This window comes from uncultured Microbulbifer sp. (genome assembly GCF_913055755.1).
Taxonomy (GTDB): Bacteria; Pseudomonadota; Gammaproteobacteria; order Pseudomonadales; family Cellvibrionaceae; genus Microbulbifer.
In genome coordinates, this window is record NZ_CAJXKH010000017.1 from 22,816 (window position 1) to 47,101 (window position 24,286).

A 24,286-nucleotide genomic window follows, 5' to 3' on the forward strand; every position below is an offset into this window, starting at 1 on the left:
TTCAAGCCCCTTTTTAACAAAAAAACCGGCGCGATGCGCCGGTTTTTTTGTCCATCCTGTGAGATTGACGGATCAGAAGCGTTAGAAGCGGTAGTCCATGTTGACGCCCACTACGCGACCGCGGGACGGGTCGGTCTTGGTGGCCGGCAGGTTGTACAGCGCTTCGGCGTAACCCCAGTGGTAGTACTCTTCGCCGGTCAGGTTTTCCGCATAGATACCCGCAGTCCAGGTGTCGTCCGCAGAAGTCAGCGCGACACGCAGGTTCATCACATTGCGCGCATCCAGCTTCACCGCCTCGGTGTTTTCCAGGTCGGACCACTGCTCACCGGTGTAGGTGTACTCACCGGAGTAAGCCAGCTCGCCAAAGCTGGTGCTCTGGGTATAAGTCAGGACCGTAGCGGAGGAGAACTTCGGTGAGAACGCCATTTCATTGCCATTACAGGCATCGCACAGCTCTTCCGGCGCACCGCTGAACTTGGTATCCAGCAGCGCGGCGCCGAAGTACAGGTCCAGGTTGTCGGTGATCAGCCAGCGCGCGTCCACTTCCAGACCGCGGCCTTCAGACTCACCCACGTTGCGGGTAATTGCCGCGGCACCCACCCAGAACGCCTGCTGCATGTCTTCGTAGGAATACTGGAATGCGGCCGCATTCAGGGCCAGGCGGTTGTCCAGCAAACGCGCTTTCACACCCAGTTCGTAAGACAGTACGGTTTCCTCGTCGAAACGGCTCGGCTCGGCATTGCTGGCGTTGACCTCGTAACCCTGCTCGTCCAGCCACTCGTACTGGCTATCTTCATCGGTGCCGTATGCCGGATCGGTGATGTGGTAGGACAGGTAGTCGAAGCCGCCGGACTTGTAGCCGGTGGCAACGCTGGCATAGGTGGTCAGTGCATCGCTGATCACATGGGTCAGGGTCACGCGTCCGGAAACGTTGTCCCAGGTGTGGTCGCCGCTGATGCCGTCTTCATCGGTGTACATCGCCTGGTAGTTCCAGCCACCAGTCCAGGTGTCCGGCCACGGCGAAACCACGTCGTAAGTCTTCTGGTCTTCGGTGTAGCGCACACCAAAGCCGAGGGTGGTGGCGTCGGTCAGGTCGTAAGTGGTGTTGGCGAAAACACCCCAGCCGGAGTATTCACCCAGGGTATCCGCAGCTTCGATGGACTGCCTGCCCGGCGCGTACTCCCAGGGCTCCCCTTCAAAACCAAAGGCTTCATCGAGCACATCCTGGGGCAGCATGTCGCAGGTTACGAAGCTGTCCAGCCCCTCTTCCCACTCGTCGGCGTAGATGCCATCACAGATGAAGTCTTCCTGGTCGATACCGGCGAAGAAGGCATCCACCTCCTCCTGATAGTAGGAAGCGCCGAGCACATAGTTGAACGGGCCACTGCTGTTTGAGGCGAGGCGGAATTCCTGGCTGAAGAAGTCGCCGGACTGATCGCGCACGTAGGTGTCGATCGCCTCCGGGGTGCCGTCGAAGTCTTCCCGGTAGGTGTAATTGTGGGTCTTGTAGCCGGTAATGGAAGTAAAGGTATTACCGCCTGCCAGCTCGTGCTCGACGGTCAACACGACGTCGGCGATCTCGGACTGATCGATACCCTCGACGTCGTTATAAACCTGGTCGTAGTCCCCTTCCGGGATCGCATAGGTATAGCCGGCACCGCTGTCGAAGGCGCGGTAGATGGTACCGTCGCTCTCACGGTCCTCATACTGGGCCATCAGGGTCACGGTGGTTGCGTCGAAACCGTCGTACACCGCGGTCATGCGCATCGCGTTCAGCTCGCTGGCACCCAGATCGCGGCCGCCGGCCAGGTTCTCGACGTGGCCATCTTCAGAGAAGTGCTTGCCGGCAATGCGCACGGCAAAATCCTCGCTGACGGGCACGTCCATACCGCCTTCGATCTCGCTGCGACCGTACTGGCCGGCACCTACGGAAATATCACCACCAAAGACTTCGCCCGGCTTCTTGGAAACCATGGAAATGGCGCCGGATGCGGTATTGCGGCCGAACAGGGTGCCCTGCGGCCCCTTGACCACTTCCACCCTCTCCAGGTCGTACATGCTCGGGGTGGCGCCGGTGCGGCTCTGGTAAACGCCGTCGAGGAAGATGCCCAGGGCCGGGTCGCTGCCGCTGCCAAAGCTGTTGTTGTTGACGCCGCGTACGGACACGGAGTCAAAGTATGAATCGTTGGTTTCGCCGGAAACCCCCGGGGTCAGCGCAAACAGATCTTTGAAATCGCTCAGATTGCTGTTCTTGACGGTATCACCGGTGAAGGCACTGACCGCCATCGGTACATCTTTCAGAGATTCGGCACGCATCTGCGCGGTGACGGTCACCTCTTCGATTTCCGGCGCTGCGGAAACACCGCCACTGACGGTAAATACAACTGCGCCGATGGCGGAGGCCAGCAGGTGTTTTCTGGCTGCGAATGGCTGGTCTGTCAGGTTCATCGTAACTCCCCGTAGGTTATTTTTATCGGGATTCGGCCCATTAACTACCACTCAGGACGTGACCCGGAGATTGAGTCGTTCAGCTTGTTATCCCACAAACCGAACGATTATTCAATTTCTACTTCACCGGCCCAGCTTGTCCTTCAAGCTGTAATAGAGCATTCCCGCTACCAACCCGGGCCAACGCAACAGCGTCCCTCCCGGGAAGCTCGGCGTTGGTATGCGCGCCAATATATCAAATCTCTCTTCGGTACCTGCAACAACTTCTGCCAGCAATTTGCCGGCAAAGGTCGCTGTCGGCACACCGTGACCTGAATACCCCTGGCTGTAATAGACATTGGGTTCCAGGCGACCGACACAGGGCATCCGGTTCAGGGTGATGGCGAGGGTTCCCCCCCAGCCGTAGTCCACCCTGGTATCCGCCAGCTGCGGATAGACCTCCAGCATGTACTTGCGCACGAAGGCCCGGATATCCTGGGGGAACCGCGATGTGTAGTTCTCGCCACCGCCAAATACCAGGCGGTTATCCCCGGAGAGCTTCCAATAATTGATCACAAATAGCGTGTCTTGGAGCGCGTAGTCATTCGCTATCAATTCCTGTGCCAAGCTTTCCGGAAGGGGCTCGGTGGCGAGGACGAAATTGTTGATCGGCATGATTTTGCCGGCCAGGCGCGGTTCCAGACCACCCAGGTAGCCGTTGCAGGCGAGAATCACATTCTTCGCCCGCACCCGCCCTTTTGCGGTATTGACGACGCACGGGTTGCCGCCGGTATAGCTGGTCACCCGGCTGTACTCATAGAACTGCACGCCAGCCTTGGCCGCGGCATCCGCCAGCCCCAGGGCATAGTTGAGGGGATGCAGGTGCAGCGAGCCGCTATCGATCTGGCCTCCGTGGTAGCGGTCCGAGCCCACCAGGCTGCGAATCTCATCCCTGTCCGCGTAGCGCATGTGCTGGTAGCCGTAACGCTCCTGCAGCAGCTCGGTCTCCTCTTGCAGCCAGGCATTGTGACTGGGCTTGGCGGCCAGGTGCATAATGCCCCGTTTCAGGTCACACTGGATGTTGTGGCGCTGGATCAGGTCTTCCACCAGCTCGACCGCCTCAAGCCCCAGATCCCAGAGCGCCCGAGCGGTATCCAGCCCGAGCATCTTCTCGAGATCTTCCTGGCCCTTGCGCTGCCCTACTCCCACGTGGCCGCCGTTGCGCCCCGAAGCTCCCCAGGCGATCCGCTCCGCCTCCAGCACCACCACCTTGTAACCCTGCTCGGCAAGATGCAGCGCCGAAGAAAGACCGGTATAGCCTGCACCAATAATGCACACATCGGCTTCCACCTGCTGGTCGAGCGCCGGATATTGGTGCGCCGCGTTCGCACTCGCGGCATAGTAGGAATCGGTGTGGCCTAACAGTTTGGTGACGGTTCCACTGGCGGACATACATTAGCTCCAGATAAGATCGAAAAACCGAATTATCATTCAAATATTTATTGAATGATAATTCGGTTTTTTGCCATAATCAAAGCCTGCAATAACCGGTAGCTGTGGAAGTACCGTTTTTGCAGGCCTGACGCCATTCAGGGGCCGCCTTCTGGTCGCGGCCCGGCGGGGGCATATACTAATAAACCCCATTCCGGGGACGACCATACACAATCAAGGTGTAACATGGACAAGATTACCCAGTGGCTCGCGGAACATTCCATCTCTGAAGTCGAGTGCCTGGTACCGGACATGTCCGGAAATGCGCGGGGCAAATTCACCCCGACGAGCAAATTCCTCGCCCAGGACAGCCGCCTGCCGGAAAGCATTCTGGTGCAGACGGTCACCGGCGATTACGTCGACGAGCACAACGAACTGGTGGATCCGGCAGACACTGACATGCTGCTGGAACCCGACGCCGACTCCATCCGCCTCAACCCCTGGGCAAATGAGCCCACCGCGCAGATCATTCACGACTGCTACACCCGGGATGGCAAGCCCCACCCCATCAGTACCCGCAATATCCTCAAATTCGTTCTGCAGAAATACGAGGAACAGGGCTGGAAACCGGTAGTGGCACCAGAGGTGGAATTCTACCTGGTAAAGCGCAACCTGGATCCGGACGAGAAGCTCTCTGCCCCGGTAGGTCGCTCTGGCCGCACGGAAAAAACCCGTCAGTCCTACAGCATTGATGCGGCCAATGAATACGAAGCCATCATTGAAGACATGTACGACTTCTCTGAGGCTCAGGGGCTGGATGTGGACACCCTGATTCACGAGTCCGGCACCGCGCAGATGGAAATCAACTTCCTGCACGGCGACCCACTGAAGCTGGCGGATCAGGTATTCACCTTCAAGCGCACGGTGCGCGAAACCGCACTGCGCCACGGCATCTACGCCACCTTTATGGCCAAGCCCATGGAGGATGAACCCGGCAGCGCACTACATATCCACCAGAGCATTGTCGATGCGAAAACCGGCAAGAATATTTTCGTCGACGAAAACGGCGAGGAAAATGAAACCTTCATGCACTTTATCGGTGGCATGCAGAAATATACCCCCGGTTTTATTACCTTCTTCGCCCCGAACGTGAATTCTTTCCGGCGCTTTACTCCGGAGATTGCTGCACCGACCAGCCTGCACTGGGGCTACGACAACCGCACCACCGGCCTGCGGGTACCGGACAGTTCACCGCAGGGAAAGCGCCTGGAAAACCGCTTCCCCGGTGCCGACTGCAACCCCTACCTGGCCATCGCCACTTCACTCGCGTGCGGTTACCTGGGCATCATGAACAAGGTCAAACCGAGCAAGCCCTACCACGGTGACTGCTCTCAGGAGCCCATTACCCTGCCCCGCACCCAGGAGCACGCGCTCAGCCTGCTGGCGGAGTGCCCGGAAGCCGCAGACATGTTCGGGGAAAAATTCGTACGCGCGTGGGCGGCGATCAAACGGGATGAATACGAGGAATTCAACCGCGTAATCAGTTCCTGGGAACGGGAGTACCTGCTGCTGAACGTATGAACTGATCGGCAATTTGCCCCATAAAAAAACCCGGCACTTGCCGGGTTTTTTTATGCCTGCCCGGCATTTGCCGGGCACAACCGTCGGATCATTTGTGGCTGGGATCCTTCCAGTATTCCTTCACGGTATCTTTCATTTCCCTTGCCAGAATGGAAATACCGAACAGGTTGGGCAGCGTCATCAACACAATGGCCACCGCCGAAAGGTTCCAGATAATGGTGGTATCCTCGATTGCCGCCCAGAAGAACGCCACCACATACACCAGGCGATACGGCATCACCGCTTTCGGACCGAACAGGTAGATCATCGAGCGGTCGCCGTAGTAGGACCAGGCGATGGCAGTGGAGAAGGCGAACAACAGAATCCCCAGTGTCACGATATAACTGCCGTACTCACCGAAGAAACCGCGCTGGAACGCCTTGTTGGTCAGTGCGACCGAGTGCACCAGCGAGTTGCCCCAGACATCGACCTGCTCATTGACGAAGCGACCTTCATTCACATTGAGCACGCCGCTGTAGCTGTCATCCCCTACCCGGAATTCCACATCTTCCGCCACCGAGCGGGCATTGATGATGGTGAATTCGTCCTGGTTCAGCGGGCGGCCATCGGCTACCACTACAGTACCGGTAAACGACTTCACCTCGGATTCGTGGCCACTGAGGTAACCGAACAGCTGATCCACATCCGCCGCTTCCTTGTCGGAGAAAGCGCCGGCAACGACAACCATATCCGCGCGCTCGAAGCGGTTCATGTGTTTCTCGGTCCACACCCCGGAAGAGAGAATCACCAGACCGGTCAGGGTACAGATGATCAGGGTGTCGATGAACGGCTCCAGCAGGGACACCATGCCCTCGGATACCGGCTCGTCGGCGCGCGCCGCGGCGTGCGCAATCGGAGCCGAGCCCTGGCCCGCTTCGTTGGAGAAGAGTCCGCGGTTTACGCCGCGGTTGAACGCGTACGCAAATGTCGCACCGAGGAAGCCACCCGCTGCCGCACTGCCGTTAAAGGCATCGGAGAATACCGCGGCGAAAGACGGCAGGATATTTTCGTAGTTGTACAGGATTACACCGAGGGCACCGATCACATAGAGCAATGCCATCACCGGTACGATGGTGGAGGTCACTTTGGCAATCCGGGTAATGCCGCCGATGATGACCATCCCCAGAAGAATCGCGAGCACACCGCCGGTGAGCATCTTGTTGATACCGAAGGTGTCGTACATCGCCTGCGCAATATTGTTGACCTGCGGCAGGCTACCGGTGCCGAATGAACTGATCACGGTGGCGATAGCGAAGATAACCGCCAGCCACTTCATGTTCAGTCGGCGCTCCATGTAGAACATGGGTCCACCGGCAAAGTAACCATCTGCGGCCTTGATACGGTACTTGTGCGAGAGGGTTACCTCGACAAACTTTGTTGTCATCCCGAGAAATGCGGTTACCCACATCCAGAACAGCGCCGCCGGGCCACCGAGAAAAATCGCCAGGCCCACACCGCCAATATTACCGGTACCAACGGTGCCTGAGAGTGCAGTGGAAAGTGCCTGAAAGTGTGACGTATCACCGGGGTCGCCTGGCTTGTCGTATTTGCCCTGCACGATCTTGATCGCGTGCCCGAAATAGCGAACCTGCGGAAAACCCAGGTAGATCGTGAAGAAAAAACCGACCCCCAAAAGCACCCACGGAAACCAGGGTGCAGACCCGAGCAACCCGTCCAGGGATAACAACAGTTGATTGAATGATTCCAAACTAACCCCCACTGCAATTTATTTTGTTTGATTTTTGCTCAGCAATTGGCTCGTGCGCCAGATGACGGGCAGATTATCAGTTAAAGTTCGGCTAGAACAGTAATCCCCTAAATATCAGCAGGATAGGCACTATTTCTGCCAACAATTGAAAATATTGCCGATAACACTGGCGACATCCGGACATTTGTCGCAAAAATAATTTTCACTCATCCATCGCTCGCACACTGCCAAAGTGCGCGCGATGGGGAAACAGGCCAAACTGACCACCGGTGTGCACAAACACAATATCGCGGCAACCACCATAGGCACCCAACTTGATCTCCTCCAGCAGGCCGTGAAACGCCTTGCCCGTATACACCGGATCCAGCAATATCCCTTCCAACTGCGCCGCCAGCGCAATCGTCTCGTAAACCGCCTTATCGGCAACGCCATAGCCGGGGCCGATATACTGGTCGTTCACCGCAATGCGCAACAATTCCGGTGCAATATTCTTTCCGTAGCGCTCCTTCCAGTCCGCCACGTCCTTGCTCACTTTATCGACAAAATAAGCCCGATCATCACACACCGCATAACCGGTAATCTGCGTGTTTGCGCCGAGTAGATGCGCCCCCAATGTAAGGCCGGCCTGAGTGCCACCACTTCCGGTAGCACAAATCACATGCTCCGGCGCTATCTGCGCAGCCGCGCAATCCTGCATCAACTCTTCCGCTGCGCGGATATAACCCCAGATCCCCAGGCCGTCACTGCCGCCAGTGGGCACCGCGAGCGCCTTGTGCCCCCGCTCCTCGTAATACGCGGACCAGGATGCAAACAGCTCCGGCAGTTCATTGATATATTGCTTGAGCGGGTAAATAGACACACTGGCACCGGCGAGATGATCCACCAGCAAATTGCCATCCACTTCCGCATTGTTACTGGCAGTGGCTGCGCCTCGCAGGACCAGGTGCGCGTGCAGCCCGGCTTTCGCCGCCGCCAGTGCCGTGGCCCGCGCGTGATTCGACTGCTCGCCGCCACAGGTAATCAGGGTGTCGCAACCGGTCGCCCGCGCTTCAGCGATGATGAATTCCAGTTTGCGTAACTTGTTGCCCGACATGGCACTTTCTGTCAGATCGTCCCGCTTGACCCACAAACGGGGCCCGCCATAGGGTTTTGAATAACGCTCGGTGATGCGATCCAGCGGTTGCAGCGGTGTTGGCAGCTGAGCCAGGGATACTCGCTCCGGGTATTCGATATTCATGGGTAATCCATATCTGCTGATTTGCGGGGAAACTTGCTAAAAAATGCACAATAAAAAACCCGGCATGTGCCGGGTTTTCCAGGGTATTCACGCGACGGTAATCACTTCCATCGACACGACTACCTTCAGATGTTCTTGATGGTGCCTTTCGGCAGTACCGCATGCACGGCAACCTTCTGGAACTTCAGTTTCATGTTGTCGGCAACTTCCAGAATCAGGTAATCGTCATCGACCTTCTCAACGCGGCCCAGCATACCACTGGTCATTACCACTTCGTCGCCTTTTTTCAGCGCAGTGACCAGCTCCTGATGCTCTTTTTGACGCTTGCGCTGCGGACGAATAATAAACAGCCACATGAACACAAACAGGCCAGCGAACATCAACAGGGTTACCAGCGGGTTGCCCTGCGGTGCCGGTGCAGCCTCTTGCGCCATTGCTGCGGGAATAAAGAAATCCATGGTCCAAACCTCGGTCGAATTGGCAAAAATTAGCCGCCAACTCTAACGACTTTATTAAACATAGGCAATCCAGAGCAGCCAACTACCTACTATGGTAGCCGCTCCGGATTACGTGATGCGAGGTTGCTTGGCTGCTGTCAGGTCAGAATCGCTGGCGGACCTGACGACGATAGCCGGTGGGGGACATACCGGTCCAACGCTTGAAGGCGCTGGTAAAGCTGGTCCGGTCAGAAAAGTCCAGAATTCGTGAGATTCCGTCAACACTGAGCGCGGTATCCTTGAGGAAATGCACTGCGTGGCGGAAGCGCACGTGATCGCGCAGGGATGCGAAACTCAGGTTGTGTTCCTGCAGGCGTCTTTGCAAGGTCCTGGTAGACATGCTGAGATCTGAAGCCACCGGGCGAATTGCCAGGGATGCCTTTCCAATCCTTTGTTCCAGTACATCGATCACCCGCGCAGCAATACCAAAGCTGGTGGCTTCCGGGGGAGCCAACAACTGGTCCAGAATATTGGGATCACCCGACAGTCTGGCCTGCTGCAAAGGTTTGTCTTCTGAGAGCGAAGCTTGATCTGGCTGAATATGGTTCATTGAGCTGCTCCTTAATGGGTTCCGTGAGCCGCGGTTATTGTTCTACGCCCGCTTCCTGCGAGTCCCTATTTACCACTGCCAGCACTGCTGACTACTACTTGGGTGCGGGGGCGCACCTGAAAACAGGCATCGAAGCCTACCCAGATAGATTGATTTTTGTACTACTCCCTCGCACCACACACAATCGCTCTGGGCCTTACGGTTGGGCGGCGCTCCTTTACACAAGCCAGTATAGACCATACTGGGAGAATGCAAGGGACGACAGCAATTTTTTTTCGATCAATTCACAAAGGTGCCATCGCCCGCCAGCAAAACGGTCATTTTGCGATCAAAAACACAGGACCGGGCTCGCAGCGGCGCGAGCGGACCTGTCTGACCTGACAGCAATTACGCCAGGTTTTCGTCAATCCAGGTGAGGACATCGTCGTGATGGGTTTTCGTCTTCACCTTGTCGATGATGTGCTGCAGGCGACCGCTCTTATCAATAATGAAGGTGGTGCGCAGCAGTCCCATATACTCACGCCCCATAAATTTTTTCAGACCCCAACAGCCGTACTTGTCCGCAACCTTGTGATCTTCATCTGCCAGCAGGTCGAAGTTGAGTTCGTGCTTGTCGATAAATTTCTGCAGTTTCGCTTCTGGGTCCGGACTCAGCCCCAGCACCACGGTGTCGCGCCCGGCAAACTCTGCAGCGCTGTCGCGTATCCCGCAGGCCTGGGTGGTACACCCCGGGGTCAGGGCCTTGGGATAAAAATAGAGCACGACGTTTTTGTGTCCGCGGAAGTCTTTCAGGGCGACCTTTTCTCCGGACTGGTTGTTTAACGTGAATGCCGGCGCGAGATTTCCGACTTTTGGAAATGCCATGGTGCCCTCCCCTGAGCAAAATTTGGTTTATCCAAATGCGATTGGGCCAGGTGAAACATTCCGGACCCACCGCAAAGCTGGCGCGATTATAACCAAAGCCCACTGGGCTCGCAGGCGCAGCACCGACGAAAGTTCAGAAATCCTTCAACTGGAAGCACTGGTCTTTGCGCGCGCAGATGCCACAGCCGCCCAGTTTTTCCACCAGGGCAGCCTTTTCCCCATCGCTGAGAAAGTCACCGATTTCCAGACAACCCTCCGGCCCGGTGAAAGTCAGACACGCGGGTTCCGCCGGAGTGCTGCCCACCCTCACTCGCACCGACAGGCTGTCGCGGTTGAACTCTGTGTGATAGACCGGCTTTTTCAGGTTGCCACGGCTGCAGTCAAGAATTACGCGGTCGTCACTGATTCGGATCACTTCGCGACGGGTACCTTCCACATACACGTACCCGAACAGAACGGCGAGCAACAGCGCTTCCAGCGCTGCGAACGGAATCACCATCCAGGCTCCGGCAAGTGCAAACGCGACGCTGATACCAAGGGACACGGCGACCAGGGAAATGAACACCCACAGATTGCCGGCAAAGGAAAGTGACTGGTTGGGCGCGAGGAGGAAACAGGCCCGGCGCCCGCGCAGGCCGCCTACTTCTTTGACCATGATGACTACTTCCATCACTGTGACCCCTCCAGTGTAGGACAGCACTTTTTGGAACCAAGAGTCACGTCTCGCAGCAGGTCCTATACTGGCCGCAGGCACGTGGCTCCGGGACTGGATTTTCCCCCGTCGAGGCGGCAAGATGCCCGGCGTCGCACAATACTGGAGCCCGCGGCCACAAGCCGCGGCCCCTGCGCCCCGATGCGGGCCCCGCTCCATACAATGAACACTGCTCCATACAACAAGAGCCAACCTATGCAAGTTGAATCCATTGATACGCTATTGAAATCCAGCCAGCGGGAAGGTGAAACCGCCCGGGTGCAGGGCTGGATCCGTACCCGCCGCGACTCCAAAGCGGGCCTGTCTTTCCTGGCGGTGCACGACGGCAGCTGCTTTGACCCCATCCAGGTGGTGGTGGAATCCAGTATCAACAATTACCAGTCCGAAGTGCTGCGCCTGACTACCGGCTGCGCGGTGGATATCGAGGGCACCATCAAGGCCTCCGAGGGCAAGGGCCAGGCGATCGAGCTGCTGGCAACCTCGGTCACCGTGATCGGCTGGGTGGAAGACCCGGACACCTACCCGATGTCGCCAAAGCGCCACACCATGGAACACCTGCGCGAGCACGCGCACCTGCGCCCGCGCACCAATGTCAGCGGCGCCGTGGCCCGCGTGCGCAACTGCATCGCCCAGGCCATCCACCGCTTCTTCCACGAACGCGGCTTCAACTACGTCCACACCCCGATCATCACCGCTTCCGACTGCGAGGGCGCCGGCGAGATGTTCCGTGTCAGCACCCTGGACCAGACCAACCTGCCACTGACAGACAAGGGTGAAGTGGACTACAGCGAGGACTTCTTCGGCGAAGAGACCTTCCTCACCGTATCCGGCCAGCTGAACGTCGAAAGCTACTGCCTGGCGCTGTCCAAGGTATATACCTTTGGCCCGACATTCCGCGCCGAGAACTCCAATACCACCCGCCACCTGGCCGAGTTCTGGATGGTGGAGCCGGAGATCGCCTTTGCCGACCTGGCAGACTGCGCCAACCTGGCAGAGGAAATGCTGAAATACGTGTTCCGTGCGGTGCTCGAAGAGCGCCCGGACGATATGGCCTTCTTTGCCCAGCGCATCGACAAGGAAGCCATCTCCCGGCTGGAAAACATCATCGACAATGACTTCGCGCGCATCAATTACTGCGAAGCCATCGAGATCCTGGAAAACTGCAAGGAGAAATTCGAGTTCCCGGTGTCCTGGGGCATCGATCTCGCCTCCGAGCACGAGCGTTACCTGGCGGAAAAGCACTTCAAGCGCCCGGTTATCGTGCTGAACTATCCGAAGGACATCAAAGCCTTCTATATGCGCATGAACGACGACGGCAAGACCGTGGCGGCAATGGACGTGCTGGCACCGGGTATCGGCGAGATCATCGGCGGTTCCCAGCGCGAGGAGCGCCTCGACAAGCTGGACGCGCGCATGGAAGAAATGGATGTGCCGAAAGAACACCTGGACTGGTACCGGGACTTGCGCCGTTACGGCACCGTACCCCACGGCGGCTTTGGCCTGGGCTTCGATCGCATCGTTTCCTACGTCACCGGCATGGGCAACATTCGCGACGTAATCCCCTTCCCGCGCACCCCGCGCAATGCGAAGTTCTGATGAGAAGTTCTGATTAGAACCTGCCCGCCCGGCCCTGTCAGATACAGGGCCCGCACACAAAAAAACCCGCACCGAGGTGCGGGTTTTTTTATTGCCGTTACGCAGTGCGTAGCGGGCTTACGGCAGCAGGTGCGCTACAGCGTCACGCTCTTCCGCCAGTTCCTGCTCGGTGGCAGTCATTTTAGCGCGGGAGAAATCGTTGATGTCTACGCCCTGTACGATTTCCCAGTCACCGTTTTTGCAGGTGCAGGGGAAGGAGTAGATCAGGCCTTCCTGGATGCCGTAGGAACCATCGCTGTATACACCCATGCTGGTCCAGTCACCTTCAGCGGTGCCCAGCGCCCAGTCGCGCATATGGTCGATGGCGGCATTGGCAGCGGAGGCTGCGGAAGAAGCACCGCGGGCCTTGATGATGGCCGCGCCACGCTGCTGTACCGTCGGGATAAAGTCGTTTTCGTACCAGTCCTGGTCGATTTTACCCATGGCATCTTCACCATTTACCTTGGCCTTGTGCAGGTCCGGGTACTGGGTGGAGGAGTGGTTACCCCAGATGGTCATGTGGGTAATATCATTGACGGTGGAGTCGGTCTTGTTCGCCAGCTGTGACAGCGCACGGTTGTGGTCCAGGCGGGTCATCGCGGTGAAGCTACGCGGATCCAGGTCCGGCGCGTTGCGCTGGGCGATCAGGGCATTGGTGTTGGCCGGGTTGCCGACTACCAGTACTTTCACATTGCGCGCGGCAACGTCGTTCAGGGCCTTACCCTGAGCAGAGAAAATGGCCGCGTTGGCTTCCAACAGGTCCTTGCGCTCCATGCCGGGGCCGCGCGGACGCGCACCGACCAGCAGTGCGTACTCGATGTCCTTGAAGGCAACGGTCGCGTCGTCGGTCTGGACAATTCCTGCGAGCAGCGGGAATGCACAGTCTTCGAGCTCCATGGCAACGCCTTTCAGCGCTTCCAGTGCGGGAGTGATTTCCAGCAGCTGAAGAATGACCGGTTGATCCTTGCCGAGCATTTCGCCGGAAGCGATGCGAAACAGCAGCGAGTAGCTGATCTGACCGGCGGCGCCGGTAACTGCAACACGAACAGGTGCTTTCACGATTTATCTCCGTTGTTTTCAGGCGCCCGCATTATAGGGCCTGACAAATAAATTTCATTATCCTTTGGTCGCAAGCCGTCAGGCCAAAGCTTCCTCGGTGGCGCGATAGCGGGATTCCAGCGCGCGGTAGAGCTGCTCGCTATACCCCGCTGCAGCCGCGTCCAGCACCTCGGCAAGTTCCGCCAGATGTTCGTTGTCTTCCCGTCCCGCCCAGGTCTTGCGGTAGCTGCCGTCCTTGTAACCGTGGTCCTGGCGAAAGCGGTTCAGCACGTTTTTACCCACGTAGCGGCGGTAAAGATCGTCAAAGGACATGTCCACATCGTTTAACAATTGTGCAAACCCCGCGAGGTCGAATTGCTTGGTGGACAGGGTATTCAGGGTAAAGGCTTCGAGGTCTTCGCGAAAATCCCCCGCAGCTGTATGGTTTTCAGCCAGCACCTGCTGCATTTTTTCGGCCACCGCCGCCGGGCTGCCCTGCTGCAGCTCCAGGCTCAGGCCAAAGTGCCAGATATCCACCAGTTCCAGCTTTACCTGGTCCAGCTCTGGGTCCTGCTTCTTCCACCACTTCCAGCCGAAGTGATCCAGCAGCTCGGCGCTCTCGACCCAGATTGCCCGGTACCAGGGAAAATTCTGGCCGCGCCAGTCGCTATTGACGACAGTGTTGATCTGGTCCTGCAGTGTCAGCATGGTGTGCAATTGCTGTTGCATCGCGTTGGGTTCCTGCTTGGTTGCCGGGCCTGCCTTCAGGCGGCGCGGGGGAAAAGTCGATAAAAGTTTTCGGTCGTGCGTTCGGCAAGCTCTTCGTACGAGATACCGCGGAGTTCGGCGACGAATTCCGCCACTTCGCGCACATAGGCCGGGATATTCGGTTTGCCGCGGTAAGGCACCGGCGCCAGGTAGGGAGAATCGGTTTCCACCAGCAGGCGATCCAGCGGTACCTGGCGGGCAACGTCCCGCAGCTCCCCGGCATTCTTGAAGGTCACGATGCCCGACAGGGAGATGTAATAGTTCAGGTCCAGTGCTGCCCTGGCCATGTCCCAGCTTTCGGTGAAACAGTGCAGTACCCCCGCATGCTCGCGGCTGCCGTGCTCGCGAATCAGGTCGATGGTGTCCTGCCGCGCGTCCCGGGTATGCACGATCACCGGCAGTTCGGCCTGCTGCGCGGCCTGCAGGTGGGCGATAAAGCTCTGCTGTTGTATCGCCTTGGTCTCGGTGCTGTAGTAGTAGTCGAGTCCGGTCTCCCCCAGAGCGACCACGTTGGGCTGCTGCGAGAGTGCGACGAGCTTGTCGACATCCGCCAGCCCGGAATCCACATCCAGCGGATGGACCCCGACGGAACACACCACATCGTCGTGCTCACCTGCCAGCGCCACGACTGCATCGGCATTGTCGAGGCTGATACCGACACACAGGAATTTACCGACACCGCGCTCGCGGGCCAGGCCCAGAACCTTGTTCAGGTCACCGTCAAACTGATCAAGTTTCAAACGATCCAGATGGCAGTGAGAATCAACCAGCATCAAATCCAGCCTTGTGCGTTGTGTTGAATGTGCGGGGGATTATACAGATTGCACACCGCCAGCGGGCGGTGTGATTGCGAGACTGCAGAGACAATTATCGCGGCGGCGGACCGCTGTCAGAGGGTGTGGGTGGGTCGGCTGGATTCTAGGGAGCCGGCGAGCAGGGTCTCGATCTTGGCCTGAGCCTGATTGTCCTTGTCACTGAACTGGATGCCGATACCGGGCGTGCGGTTGCCCTGGGCGCCGTTGGGGGTAATCCACACTACTTTGCCCGCCACCGGCAGCTTTTCCGGCTCCTCCATCAGGCTGAGCAACAGGAACACCTCGTCGCCGAGGTTGTAGCTTTTGTCGGTATTGATGAACAGACCGCCGTTTTTCACAAACGGCATATAGGCCGCGTAAAGTACCGACTTGTCCTGGATTTTCAGCGACAGAATACCGTTGCGTGCGCCGCCACCCATACCTTTCATATTCGACCCCAACAAAATTCTCGTTATGGCGCTAAGTTACCTCTGACGCCATTGGCATGTCTACTGCACATTCACCGGAACAGGTTGCTCCAGCGAATCATCAGCTCTTCCATCAGCAGCCGCCGGTTCGGATTGCTGTTACCCGTCAGCAACTGACGGGCCCTGGTCAGCTGGTCATAAAACCCGAACAGCGGCCGCAGGCTTTCGGGCCCGGTACCGGGCAAGCGCTGCAGCAATCCAGCGACCCGCTGCTCATTCAGCGTGTCGGTGCTGCGCGACTTGAGCATCTGGCCTACAAGGTTCTGCCAGAACTGCAGTAGCAGATTCAGGTCCACCGCGTCCCCCGGGCTATCCCACTGCCCTGCCAGCGCCACCGCATTGGCCGATGACGCCGCCAGCGCAGCCAGATCGCCGAAGAACTGGTCGCGCACTTCCTGCACTTCCGGTTCCATCAGCGCCGCAGCCAGCAGCGGCGCGCCGCCAGCCAAAGCCAGCGCACTGCTGGCCGCCGGCCCCTCTACCCCGCTCTCGCCCAGCCAGCGCAGGGCCGCCTGCTGCGGCGGCACCGGAAAGGCGACGCTCTGGCAGCGGCTGCGGATAGTGGGCAGCAGCCCCGAGGGGCTATCGGTAACAAGCAGGAATACCACCGAGCCCGATGGCTCCTCGAGGTTCTTAAGCAGCGCATTCGCCGCATTCACGTTCATGGATTCCGCCGGCGACAACCACACCACCCGTGCGCCCTCGCGCCCGCTGGTGCGGCCAACAAATTCACCCAGCTGGCGAATCTGCTCCACCTTGAGCGGGCCCTGTTCCTTCTCCGGCACCACCCGGATAAAGTCCGGGTGCGAACCGGCAATCCGCAGCTGGCAGCCGCGACACTCACCACAGGCCAGTCCGTCGCGCGGCTGATCGCACAGCAGCAAGGCACTGAAGGCCTCCGCAAAACGGCGCTTGCCAAGTCCCGCCTGCCCGTTCAACAGTAGTGCATGGGGGCAGCGTCCCGCCGCCCATTGTGCGCCAAGTCGCTGCCACTGGTTCAGTTGCCAGGGCATGGGCGATGGAATCCGGACGCCGATGTCTCCTGCTTCGCGGGTATTCGCCACCTCAGCCATGCAACAATCCCGTCAATTCCTTCGCCAGTTGCTGCTGCACATCCACCAGCGGCTGTGCAGCATCGATGATGGCATAGCGCTCCGGTGCCGCCAGCGCGCGCTCTCGGTAGGCTTCCCGCACCTTGCGGAAAAACGACAGCTGTTCACTTTCAAAGCGGTCCGCTTCACCGGTGGCGGCGGCCCGCTGCAAGCCGATTTCCGGATCCAGGTCGAGCAACAACACCTTGTCCGGACGCAGATCTTTCTGCACCGTCTGCTCGAGCTGGCTGATCAATGCCCGGTCGAGGCCGCGGCCGCCACCCTGGTAGGCGTATGTGGCATCGGTGAAGCGGTCACAGATCACCCATTTGCCGCTTTCCAGCGCAGGCACTATCACCTCACGCAAATGTTGTGCCCGCGCAGCAAACACCATCAGCAATTCGGCGGTGGGATCGACATTTTCCGCGCGCTTCTGCAGCAGCAATTCGCGCAGCTGCTCCGCCAGCGGCGTACCACCGGGCTCCCGGGTCTGGACAAATTCCACCCCGTGGGAATCGAGCCACTGGATAACAAACTGCAGATTGGTGGATTTGCCCACCCCTTCCCCTCCTTCGAGGGTGATGAATTTACCTCTGGGCGATTGCATGATCGTCTCTTAATGTTGTTCTGCTTCGTCCGGCTGTACGGGACTTGAGCGGTAATCGGTACGGCGTTTCAGCTGGTATTCCCGCACCGCGCGGTTGTGCTCGGCCAGGGTAGCGGAGAAATGGTGTGAGCCGTCGCCCTTGGCCACAAAATACAGCGCATCGCCCTCTTTCGGGTGCAGGGCCGCGTGAATCGCCTCGCGCCCTGGCAAGGCAATCGGCGTGGGCGGCATGCCACCGACCATATAGGTATTGTACGGTGTCGCCTTGCGCAGGTCCGCCCGGCGAAGATTACCGTTGTATGCCTCGCCCATTCCGTAAATCACCGTGGGGTCGGTTTGCAGACGCATGCCTTTATCCAGGCGGCGCACAAACACCCCGGCAATTTCGTCCCGCTCCCAGGGCGCGCCGGTTTCCTTTTCCACCATGGAAGCCATGATCAGCGCATCGTAAGGTGTCTGGTAAGGCAAGCCCTGCTCGCGCCCTTCCCACTCCGCCTGCAAGATGTTTTGCATGCGCTCGTACGCCTGGCGCAACAGCTCGATTTCGGCAGTGCCAGAGCGGTATACATAGGTATCGGGGAAGATCCAGCCTTCCGGATTGCCACTGATTCCCAGTGCACTGGCGGCGGCGCTTACGCTGTCACCGGCTTCCGTTGATGTGATCCGCTCCGCGGCACGCACCTGCTCCAGCGCCTGACGGAAAGTCCAGCCTTCGACAATGGTCACCCGATAACTGGTGACATCTCCCCGGTGCAATCGCGCCACCAGGTCCATGGCGTTACTCCCGGCGGGAATGATGTACTCCCCGGGGTGAATGCTGCTCTGCTCCTTGATGCGGGCATAGAGCCGAATAATCCGCGGCGAACGCAACACCTCCTGGGACTCCAGGCGGTTGAGTACCCGGGACAGGTTACTGCCGGGCTCCACATCCATGCGCAGACCATCGGGCGCCACGGCGAGGGGTTGCACCAGGGATCGCTCGGCGATCCAGAGACCGCCGCCGATGGCCGCGAGGAACGCGACAACGCAAATAAGGAATATTCCCCAAAAAGCGCCGCGGCGCGCGGGTTTTTTCCGCTGTTTTTTCTTGTTGGATTTATTGCTTGCCACAATTACTTACCACAAGTTCCTTACTACACGTTACTTCCACAATACATCTGCTATCCGTTTCTGGAGAGATGCGGTCTCGCGCCTGCGGGACCACGTCTGCGAACCCTCCAGGGAGACTACCGGAATTACGCCGCGCAGGCTGTTACATAATGCCACTTCTTCGGCGCGGCACAGCATTTCCAGGCTGACTGTGGCTTCAGCAATCGGCAGCCGCTGCAGCAGCCAGTCGCGCATCACCCCGCGCACGCCGTGCCGCTCCAGTTTCGGGGTCACCCAGCGGCCAGCACGCCACAACAGCAGATTACACCGCAGCGTCTCGATGACATTGCCATCCGCATCCAGCAGCAACCCCTCACGGCTGTCGCTTTCACCGCTTGCGGAGCCAGTGAGCTCCGCCGCAGCGCGTTGGTAGAACGCCCGATCCAGGGTTTTACAGCCGCGATGATTATCTTGCCCTCGGGGGAACGCGGTTGTGCACGGCACCAGAGACACACCATCTTGCCACAGGGTGCCCGGGTCAAATGGAACAACAGACAGATCCCACCCGGGCTGTCCAGCGCGACGCCCCAATCGCAGTCGCACCCTGCCGGCAGTGTGCCAGCCACTGCAGGTATTCGATAGGGACTGAATTACAGTTTCGATTGCCACAAGCGTCTCCGGTGCAATCGCGCTGCAGCGGAGCAGTCGCGCCCGGTGCAGGGACCAGAGAGGAATGCCATTCGCTTCGAGGCGCATGGTTTCCAGTGCACCTGGGCCAAAATCCGCATCTGCCGGTAGCTGATCGACCCGCTCGCGGTTGGCAAAATAGATGGCTTGCGCTTGCTTCATGGTGAGAAAGAGTTGAGAACCGCAATGATAGCGTGCGCTACCATTGCGGTTTGCGGGGAGCGGGTCAGACGCGCTTGAAAATCAGCGACCCGTTGGTGCCACCAAACCCGAAGGAATTGGAGAGCACCGCGTCGATAGCGAGTTCCTGCGCGGTATGCGGCACCAGGTTGATACCAGCACAGCTTTCATCGACGTTATCCAGGTTGATCGTGGGCGGTACCACTTGATCGCGCAGGGACATCACGGAAAAGATGGCCTCGATAGCGCCCGCCGCACCCAGCAGGTGTCCGGTCATGGACTTGGTGGAGCTGACCGCAAGCTTGTCCAGCGCGCCGTCGAATACCGAGCGCACCGCGGCCATTTCGGCCTTGTCTCCCAGCGGGGTGGAAGTGCCATGGGCGTTGATGTACTGGATGCCTTCCGCTGCCAGTTGCGCATCATTCAGCGCATTGCGCATGGACAGCGCCGCGCCAGCGCCATCTTCCGGCGGAGAAGTCATGTGATGCGCGTCGCCGCTCATACCGAAACCAATCAGCTCCGCATAGATCTTGGCGCCACGCGCTTTCGCGTGTTCATATTCCTCGAGGACCAGTACGCCGGCACCCTCTCCGAGGACAAAGCCATCGCGATCGCGATCCCAGGGACGGCTGGCGGCCTGAGGGTCGTCATTGCGGGTGGAAAGCGCGCGCGCCGCGCAGAAGCCACCCAGACCCACAGGTGTGGTCACCATTTCCGCACCGCCGCAGACCATTACGTCCGCGTCACCGTATTGAATGGTACGCAAGCCGAGGCCAACGGCGTGGGTACCGGTGGTGCAGGCAGTGGTGGTTGAAAGGTTCGGACCTTTCATGCCGTATTTGATCGATAGGTTACCGGACACCATATTGATAATGGCGCCGGGTACAAAGAACGGAGAGACGCGACGCGGACCCTTTTCCGCAATCAACATTGCATTGTTTTCGATGGCCGCGATGCCCCCCATGCCGGAGCCGATACAGGCACCCACACGCGCGGCATTGCTGTCATTGACCTCAAGCCCGCTGTCTTCCATTGCCTGGATACCGGCGCTCAGGCCGTACTGCAGGAACACATCCATCTTGCGCGCTTCTTTTTGCGCGAGATGGGGCTCAGGATCGAAATTCTTAACGGTTGCGGCAAAGCGCGTTGAAAAAGCTGAAACATCAAAAGTGTCGATATCTACGGCACCACTCTTGCCAGCAAGCAAAGCGGACCAGGTATCGTCAAGGGTATTGCCCAGCGGGCTCACTGTGCCCATACCGGTAATAACTACTCTTCTCCGCGACACTAGCGCCTCCCCCGAAATTCAGGATACCGATGACAATTAATGCGTCACCGGTCATTTTTCATCAATACAAAAACACGGAGAGCCGCGCTATGCAACATAGAACGGCTCTCGCAATACGTGTGTAACGGGTAAAAGTGATTACCCCTTACTTAAACTGCCCAGCGGCTATCAACCAAGGTTCTGGTTGATGTAGTCGATGGCGAGCTGAACAGTTGTAATTTTCTCTGCTTCTTCGTCAGGGATTTCGGTTTCGAATTCCTCTTCCAAAGCCATTACCAGCTCAACTGTGTCGAGGGAGTCAGCGCCGAGATCTTCAACAAAGGAGGCTTCAGGTTTTACATCTTCTTCCTTCACGCCCAGTTGTTCAGCAACGATCTTTTTTACGCGCTCTTCAATGCTGCTCATGATTCAATTTAACTCCTAGTGGATAAAAATCTGTTTTGGTCACTGCCTAAAAAACATTCGCTTTAAGCTCCGGAGCAATGACCGCTTAACACAGCTTATGGTTAATGCGAGGCGGCATTGTACCCTGATTTTTTCGGGATGTAATGCACCGCACTTCACCAACGTCTGAATGATGAAAATTTTCCTAATAATCAACAACTTATGAGGATTTTCCCGAAGGAAAATCAGCCCATATACATGCCGCCGTTTACGTGAATGGTCTCACCGGTCACATAACCGCCGGCGTCACTGGCCAAAAATGCGACAACACTGGCAATCTCCTCCGGTGCCCCCAGGCGGGCGAGCGGAATCTTGCTCAGTAGCGCCTCGCGCTGCGCTTCCGGCAGGACCTTGGTCATGTCTGTATCGATAAAGCCCGGCGCTACCGTATTGACGGTAATGCCACGGGAGCCCACCTCTGCCGCCAGCGCCCGGGCAAAGCCGCCGACACCGGCCTTGGTTGCAGCGTAGTTGCTCTGGCCGGGATTGCCCATACTGCCGACAACGGAACTGATATTGATGATGCGGCCCCAGCGCGCCTTGGTCATGTCACGCAGGCAGCTCTTGGTCATGCGGTAAACAGCGGTCAGGTTGGTATCGATCACCGCCTCCCACTCGTCGTCTTTCATCCGCATCAGCAGATTGTCCTTGGTGATGCCGGCGTTGTTCACCAGGATCACCGGCGCACCGAACTCGGACTTGATGGAATCCAGCAGTGCGGAGATGCTATCCGCACTGGTTACATCCAGCTCCCGACCGACGCCCTGGACGCCTTTCTCGGCAAACCGCGCAGAGATCTTCTCGGCGCCGGATGCACTGGTGGCGGTACCGACAACGGTGGCGCCCTGCGCCCCGAGCAGATCGGCGATTGCCGCGCCGATACCGCGGCTAGCGCCGGTAACCAGCGCTACCTTGCCTTCCAGTGATGTCTTCAGTGTCATAGTTACTCCCAATCAGACACCTGTCGCAGCTGCCACAGGCGACCGTCTTTCAGTGTTGTGAATTGTTATTGCGCGGTAGCCAGCACAGCCTCGGAAAGCTGCGCCGGTGTCTCGATATTGTGGGCAGTCAGGCTGCGATCAATACGCTTGGCCAGCGCCGCCAGCACCTTGCCCGGACCGCACTCGACCAAGGTCGTCGTTCCGGCCGCGGCCATCGCCTGCACACAGGCAGTCCAGCGCACCGGACTGTATATCTGCTCAACCATCAACGCCTTGATGGCCGCCGGATCGGACTCGGATTTTGCGTGCACATTGTGGATTACCGGCGTTTCCGGCGCGTGGAACTGGGTCGCATCTATCTGCGGTGCAAGCTTGTCTGCCGCGGGGCGCATAAGCTCGGTGTGGAACGGTGCGCTGACCGGCAGCGGCATGGCGCGTTTGGCTCCCGCGGCCTTGCAGGCCTCGATTGCACGCTCAACCGCACCACTGCTACCGGCAATCACTACCTGCCCCGGCGAATTGTAGTTCACCGCGGCAACCACCTCGCCCTGGGCGGCTTCGCTACAGGCCGCTTCTACCGCGGCATCATCCAGCCCGATCACCGCAGCCATGGCGCCCTGCCCCGCAGGTACAGCCTCCTGCATCAGGCGGCCGCGCTCGCGCACCAGGCGCACCGCATCTTCAAAGGCGATAACCCCGGCACAAACCAGCGCCGACCACTCGCCCAGGCTGTGGCCCGCCATGCGCGCGGGCGTTGCGCCGCCCTTCGCCTGCCAGGCGCGGTACAGCGCAACGCTGGAAGTAAGAAGTAACGGCTGGGTGCGCTCGGTAAGATTGATATCTTCCTGTTGGCCGTTCTGGCAAAGATCCCACAGATCGTAGCCGAGAACGGAGGAAGACTGTTCGAAGGTGGTGGCGATTTCGGGAAACTCGGCCGCAGCCTCAGCCAGCATGCCAATCTGCTGGGATCCCTGACCGGGAAATACGAAAGCCAAAGTTGAGTTGGTCATGGAACATCCTTCAACCAATTGAACTGAACCGGGACCGCTTCGTCAGACTCCGTCAGTCACATCCTGTCTGTTGTTGCGACTGCAGCGCCATCGACCGGCCCACTCGCTCGGCCAGATCGGCTTCTGCACATTCCTTTGCGGTAATCAGAGCCCGGTAAAACGCCTCACTACTGGCGCCCCCATGACTCTTGATGACATTGCCTGCCAGCCCCAAAAAGTTGGCGCCATTATAGCGACCGGGTTCTAGCTGTGAGCGCCATTTTCGCAATAGATTTATGGCTAATTGGCCAAAAAAACGCTTGATCGGCGCCTTTTTGTCGATCGTAAACGTCTTTTGACCGATAAGTCGTATGACACCCTCTGCGGACTTCATCGCCACATTGCCCATCAGGCCGTTGCACACGACAACATCCACAACGCCCGCAAAGATATCGTGCCCCTCGACAAATCCCACATAATTCAGCGACGGGTCTGCACTCAGCAGCTTCCCCGCGCGGCGAATTTCTTCCGTTCCCTTATGTTCTTCCGCACCGATATTCAGCAGTGCAACCGAGACATCACGCTTCTCCGCGAAGACTTTCTGCGCCTCAACCCCCATACGGGCGAACAGCACCAGGTCCTCCGCACTGCAGTCGATGTTTGCCCCCAGGTCCAACAGAAAACAGCTGCCATCCGCGGTCGGCAGCGACTTGCCGAGCGCGGGCCGGCGCACACCTTCGACGGTACCGAGAATACTGCGCCCAAGCGCCAGCAATGCCCCGGTATTACCGGAAGTCACCATGGCACTGCAGTCGCCATCGGCCACCGCCTGCAGGGCTCGGGCCATGGACGATTCGCGCTTGTGGCGCAGCGCCTGAACGGGATTACAGGCCTGGGTGATGACCTGTTCGCAGTCGACGATCTCGAGGCGCGCACGCATGGAGTCAGACTGATTGGTCAGGAGGGGGTGAAGCTGGGAGCGCGGACCGAAGAGCTTGAGCTCAGCCGCGGGATAGCGGGAGAGAAATCTTATACAGGCCGGAACGACAGAGCGGGGACCTAAGTCCCCGCCCATCGCATCCACGGCCAATCGTAATTGGCTGGACAAGGCTTACTCTTCTTCGGAAGAGTCGCCGCCGACATTGACCACTTTGCGACCGCGGTAGAAGCCATCTTTGGTCACGTGGTGACGGTGATGCTT

General features: G+C 58.5%; 23 protein-coding genes and 1 pseudogene. 2 read left to right on the forward strand and 22 right to left on the reverse strand.

Features of this window, described 5'->3' with window-relative positions:
* Positions 1–81: 81 nt before the first annotated feature.
* Together QZ511_RS05075 and QZ511_RS05080 are read right to left on the reverse strand one after the other, a co-directional pair.
* Entirely contained in the window at positions 82–2,448 is a 2,367-nt protein-coding gene (locus tag QZ511_RS05075) for a TonB-dependent receptor (RefSeq protein WP_295799922.1), read from the reverse strand.
* Between the two features lie 123 nt (positions 2,449–2,571).
* Complete coding sequence (locus QZ511_RS05080; protein ID WP_295799924.1) at positions 2,572–3,879, reverse strand: FAD-binding oxidoreductase; 1,308 nt, start codon at positions 3,877–3,879, stop codon at positions 2,572–2,574.
* Positions 3,880–4,104: 225 nt separating this feature from the next.
* On the opposite strand from QZ511_RS05080, the gene QZ511_RS05085 reads away from it, so the two are divergent.
* The gene (locus QZ511_RS05085; RefSeq protein WP_295799927.1) at positions 4,105–5,439 is read left to right on the forward strand and encodes a glutamine synthetase family protein; all 1,335 of its coding nucleotides are present in this window, start codon (positions 4,105–4,107) and stop codon (positions 5,437–5,439) included.
* 88 nt (positions 5,440–5,527) lie between these two features.
* Here the strand turns inward: QZ511_RS05085 and QZ511_RS05090 are convergent, their stop codons facing one another.
* From QZ511_RS05090 to QZ511_RS05115, 6 genes are all read right to left on the reverse strand, one after another.
* Positions 5,528–7,186: a sodium:alanine symporter family protein gene (locus QZ511_RS05090; RefSeq protein ID WP_295799930.1), complete on the reverse strand. Its 1,659-nt coding sequence runs from the start codon at positions 7,184–7,186 to the stop codon at positions 5,528–5,530.
* Positions 7,187–7,388: 202 nt separating this feature from the next.
* Entirely contained in the window at positions 7,389–8,423 is a 1,035-nt protein-coding gene (locus QZ511_RS05095; RefSeq protein WP_295799933.1) for a D-cysteine desulfhydrase family protein, read from the reverse strand.
* A 125-nt stretch (positions 8,424–8,548) separates the two neighbouring features.
* Positions 8,549–8,881, reverse strand: a complete 333-nt coding sequence (gene yajC, locus QZ511_RS05100) for a preprotein translocase subunit YajC (protein ID WP_295799936.1) — start codon at positions 8,879–8,881, stop codon at positions 8,549–8,551.
* 142 nt (positions 8,882–9,023) lie between these two features.
* A complete protein-coding gene (locus QZ511_RS05105) occupies positions 9,024–9,470 on the reverse strand; it encodes a helix-turn-helix domain-containing protein (protein WP_043316188.1) in 447 nt (148 codons plus the stop codon).
* A gap of 387 nt (positions 9,471–9,857) precedes the next feature.
* Complete coding sequence (gene bcp, locus QZ511_RS05110; RefSeq protein WP_295799948.1) at positions 9,858–10,334, reverse strand: thioredoxin-dependent thiol peroxidase; 477 nt, start codon at positions 10,332–10,334, stop codon at positions 9,858–9,860.
* Between the two features lie 133 nt (positions 10,335–10,467).
* Positions 10,468–11,004: a DUF2244 domain-containing protein gene (locus QZ511_RS05115; protein WP_295799978.1), complete on the reverse strand. Its 537-nt coding sequence runs from the start codon at positions 11,002–11,004 to the stop codon at positions 10,468–10,470.
* 237 nt (positions 11,005–11,241) lie between these two features.
* Here QZ511_RS05115 and asnS point away from each other — a divergent pair, with 237 nt between their 5' ends.
* Positions 11,242–12,642: an asparagine--tRNA ligase gene (gene asnS, locus QZ511_RS05120; protein WP_295799950.1), complete on the forward strand. Its 1,401-nt coding sequence runs from the start codon at positions 11,242–11,244 to the stop codon at positions 12,640–12,642.
* A 117-nt stretch (positions 12,643–12,759) separates the two neighbouring features.
* On the opposite strand, the gene QZ511_RS05125 is transcribed toward asnS, so the two are convergent.
* From QZ511_RS05125 to rpmF, 14 genes and pseudogenes are all read right to left on the reverse strand, one after another.
* Positions 12,760–13,740 carry a malate dehydrogenase gene (locus tag QZ511_RS05125; protein ID WP_295799951.1) on the reverse strand — a complete coding sequence of 327 codons (981 nt, stop codon included), beginning with the start codon at positions 13,738–13,740 and terminating at the stop codon, positions 12,760–12,762.
* A 78-nt stretch (positions 13,741–13,818) separates the two neighbouring features.
* Positions 13,819–14,448: a dUTP diphosphatase gene (locus QZ511_RS05130; RefSeq protein ID WP_295799953.1), complete on the reverse strand. Its 630-nt coding sequence runs from the start codon at positions 14,446–14,448 to the stop codon at positions 13,819–13,821.
* Between the two features lie 35 nt (positions 14,449–14,483).
* Positions 14,484–15,260, reverse strand: coding sequence for a TatD family hydrolase (locus tag QZ511_RS05135; RefSeq protein ID WP_295799956.1), 777 nt, complete (start codon positions 15,258–15,260; stop codon positions 14,484–14,486).
* A 116-nt stretch (positions 15,261–15,376) separates the two neighbouring features.
* Positions 15,377–15,730 (reverse strand): PilZ domain-containing protein, encoded by a 354-nt coding sequence (locus tag QZ511_RS05140; RefSeq protein WP_295799958.1) that lies wholly within the window; start codon positions 15,728–15,730, stop codon positions 15,377–15,379.
* A 71-nt stretch (positions 15,731–15,801) separates the two neighbouring features.
* Positions 15,802–16,842: a DNA polymerase III subunit delta' gene (locus QZ511_RS05145; RefSeq protein ID WP_295799962.1), complete on the reverse strand. Its 1,041-nt coding sequence runs from the start codon at positions 16,840–16,842 to the stop codon at positions 15,802–15,804.
* Positions 16,835–17,467 (reverse strand): dTMP kinase, encoded by a 633-nt coding sequence (gene tmk, locus QZ511_RS05150; RefSeq protein ID WP_295799963.1) that lies wholly within the window; start codon positions 17,465–17,467, stop codon positions 16,835–16,837. Before tmk ends, QZ511_RS05145 begins: the two co-directional genes overlap by 8 nt.
* Before the next feature lie 9 nt (positions 17,468–17,476).
* Positions 17,477–18,577, reverse strand: a complete 1,101-nt coding sequence (mltG, locus tag QZ511_RS05155; protein ID WP_295799967.1) for an endolytic transglycosylase MltG — start codon at positions 18,575–18,577, stop codon at positions 17,477–17,479.
* A gap of 30 nt (positions 18,578–18,607) precedes the next feature.
* A complete protein-coding gene (locus QZ511_RS05160) occupies positions 18,608–19,405 on the reverse strand; it encodes an aminotransferase class IV (protein WP_295799968.1) in 798 nt (265 codons plus the stop codon).
* Positions 19,406–19,469: 64 nt separating this feature from the next.
* Positions 19,470–20,711 (reverse strand): beta-ketoacyl-ACP synthase II, encoded by a 1,242-nt coding sequence (gene fabF, locus QZ511_RS05165; protein ID WP_295799970.1) that lies wholly within the window; start codon positions 20,709–20,711, stop codon positions 19,470–19,472.
* Between the two features lie 168 nt (positions 20,712–20,879).
* On the reverse strand, positions 20,880–21,116 hold the full coding sequence (gene acpP / locus QZ511_RS05170) for an acyl carrier protein (RefSeq protein WP_010130751.1): 237 nt from the start codon (positions 21,114–21,116) through the stop codon (positions 20,880–20,882).
* 224 nt (positions 21,117–21,340) lie between these two features.
* Entirely contained in the window at positions 21,341–22,096 is a 756-nt protein-coding gene (gene fabG, locus QZ511_RS05175; protein WP_295799975.1) for a 3-oxoacyl-ACP reductase FabG, read from the reverse strand.
* Positions 22,097–22,161: 65 nt separating this feature from the next.
* A complete protein-coding gene (gene fabD / locus QZ511_RS05180; RefSeq protein ID WP_295799977.1) occupies positions 22,162–23,106 on the reverse strand; it encodes an ACP S-malonyltransferase in 945 nt (314 codons plus the stop codon).
* 52 nt (positions 23,107–23,158) lie between these two features.
* Complete coding sequence (plsX, locus tag QZ511_RS05185; protein WP_295799981.1) at positions 23,159–24,169, reverse strand: phosphate acyltransferase PlsX; 1,011 nt, start codon at positions 24,167–24,169, stop codon at positions 23,159–23,161.
* 27 nt (positions 24,170–24,196) lie between these two features.
* Positions 24,197–24,286, reverse strand: a pseudogene (rpmF, locus tag QZ511_RS05190) (50S ribosomal protein L32); the annotation flags it as partial.

What these genes read in the sequence shown, in the direction of transcription:
- QZ511_RS05075 (WP_295799922.1), bottom strand. Translation starts at nt 2,448, where the DNA reads ATGAACCTGACAGACCAGCCATTCGCAGCCAGAAAACACCTGCTGGCC.
- QZ511_RS05080 (WP_295799924.1), bottom strand. Translation starts at nt 3,879, where the DNA reads ATGTCCGCCAGTGGAACCGTCACCAAACTGTTAGGCCACACCGATTCC.
- QZ511_RS05085 (WP_295799927.1), top strand. Translation starts at nt 4,105, where the DNA reads ATGGACAAGATTACCCAGTGGCTCGCGGAACATTCCATCTCTGAAGTC.
- QZ511_RS05095 (WP_295799933.1), bottom strand. Translation starts at nt 8,423, where the DNA reads ATGAATATCGAATACCCGGAGCGAGTATCCCTGGCTCAGCTGCCAACA.
- yajC (WP_295799936.1), bottom strand. Translation starts at nt 8,881, where the DNA reads ATGGATTTCTTTATTCCCGCAGCAATGGCGCAAGAGGCTGCACCGGCA.
- QZ511_RS05105 (WP_043316188.1), bottom strand. Translation starts at nt 9,470, where the DNA reads ATGAACCATATTCAGCCAGATCAAGCTTCGCTCTCAGAAGACAAACCT.
- bcp (WP_295799948.1), bottom strand. Translation starts at nt 10,334, where the DNA reads ATGGCATTTCCAAAAGTCGGAAATCTCGCGCCGGCATTCACGTTAAAC.
- QZ511_RS05115 (WP_295799978.1), bottom strand. Translation starts at nt 11,004, where the DNA reads ATGGAAGTAGTCATCATGGTCAAAGAAGTAGGCGGCCTGCGCGGGCGC.
- asnS (WP_295799950.1), top strand. Translation starts at nt 11,242, where the DNA reads ATGCAAGTTGAATCCATTGATACGCTATTGAAATCCAGCCAGCGGGAA.
- QZ511_RS05130 (WP_295799953.1), bottom strand. Translation starts at nt 14,448, where the DNA reads ATGCAACAGCAATTGCACACCATGCTGACACTGCAGGACCAGATCAAC.
- QZ511_RS05135 (WP_295799956.1), bottom strand. Translation starts at nt 15,260, where the DNA reads ATGCTGGTTGATTCTCACTGCCATCTGGATCGTTTGAAACTTGATCAG.
- QZ511_RS05140 (WP_295799958.1), bottom strand. Translation starts at nt 15,730, where the DNA reads ATGAAAGGTATGGGTGGCGGCGCACGCAACGGTATTCTGTCGCTGAAA.
- QZ511_RS05145 (WP_295799962.1), bottom strand. Translation starts at nt 16,842, where the DNA reads ATGGCTGAGGTGGCGAATACCCGCGAAGCAGGAGACATCGGCGTCCGG.
- tmk (WP_295799963.1), bottom strand. Translation starts at nt 17,467, where the DNA reads ATGCAATCGCCCAGAGGTAAATTCATCACCCTCGAAGGAGGGGAAGGG.
- QZ511_RS05160 (WP_295799968.1), bottom strand. Translation starts at nt 19,405, where the DNA reads ATGAAGCAAGCGCAAGCCATCTATTTTGCCAACCGCGAGCGGGTCGAT.
- acpP (WP_010130751.1), bottom strand. Translation starts at nt 21,116, where the DNA reads ATGAGCAGCATTGAAGAGCGCGTAAAAAAGATCGTTGCTGAACAACTG.
- fabG (WP_295799975.1), bottom strand. Translation starts at nt 22,096, where the DNA reads ATGACACTGAAGACATCACTGGAAGGCAAGGTAGCGCTGGTTACCGGC.
- fabD (WP_295799977.1), bottom strand. Translation starts at nt 23,106, where the DNA reads ATGACCAACTCAACTTTGGCTTTCGTATTTCCCGGTCAGGGATCCCAG.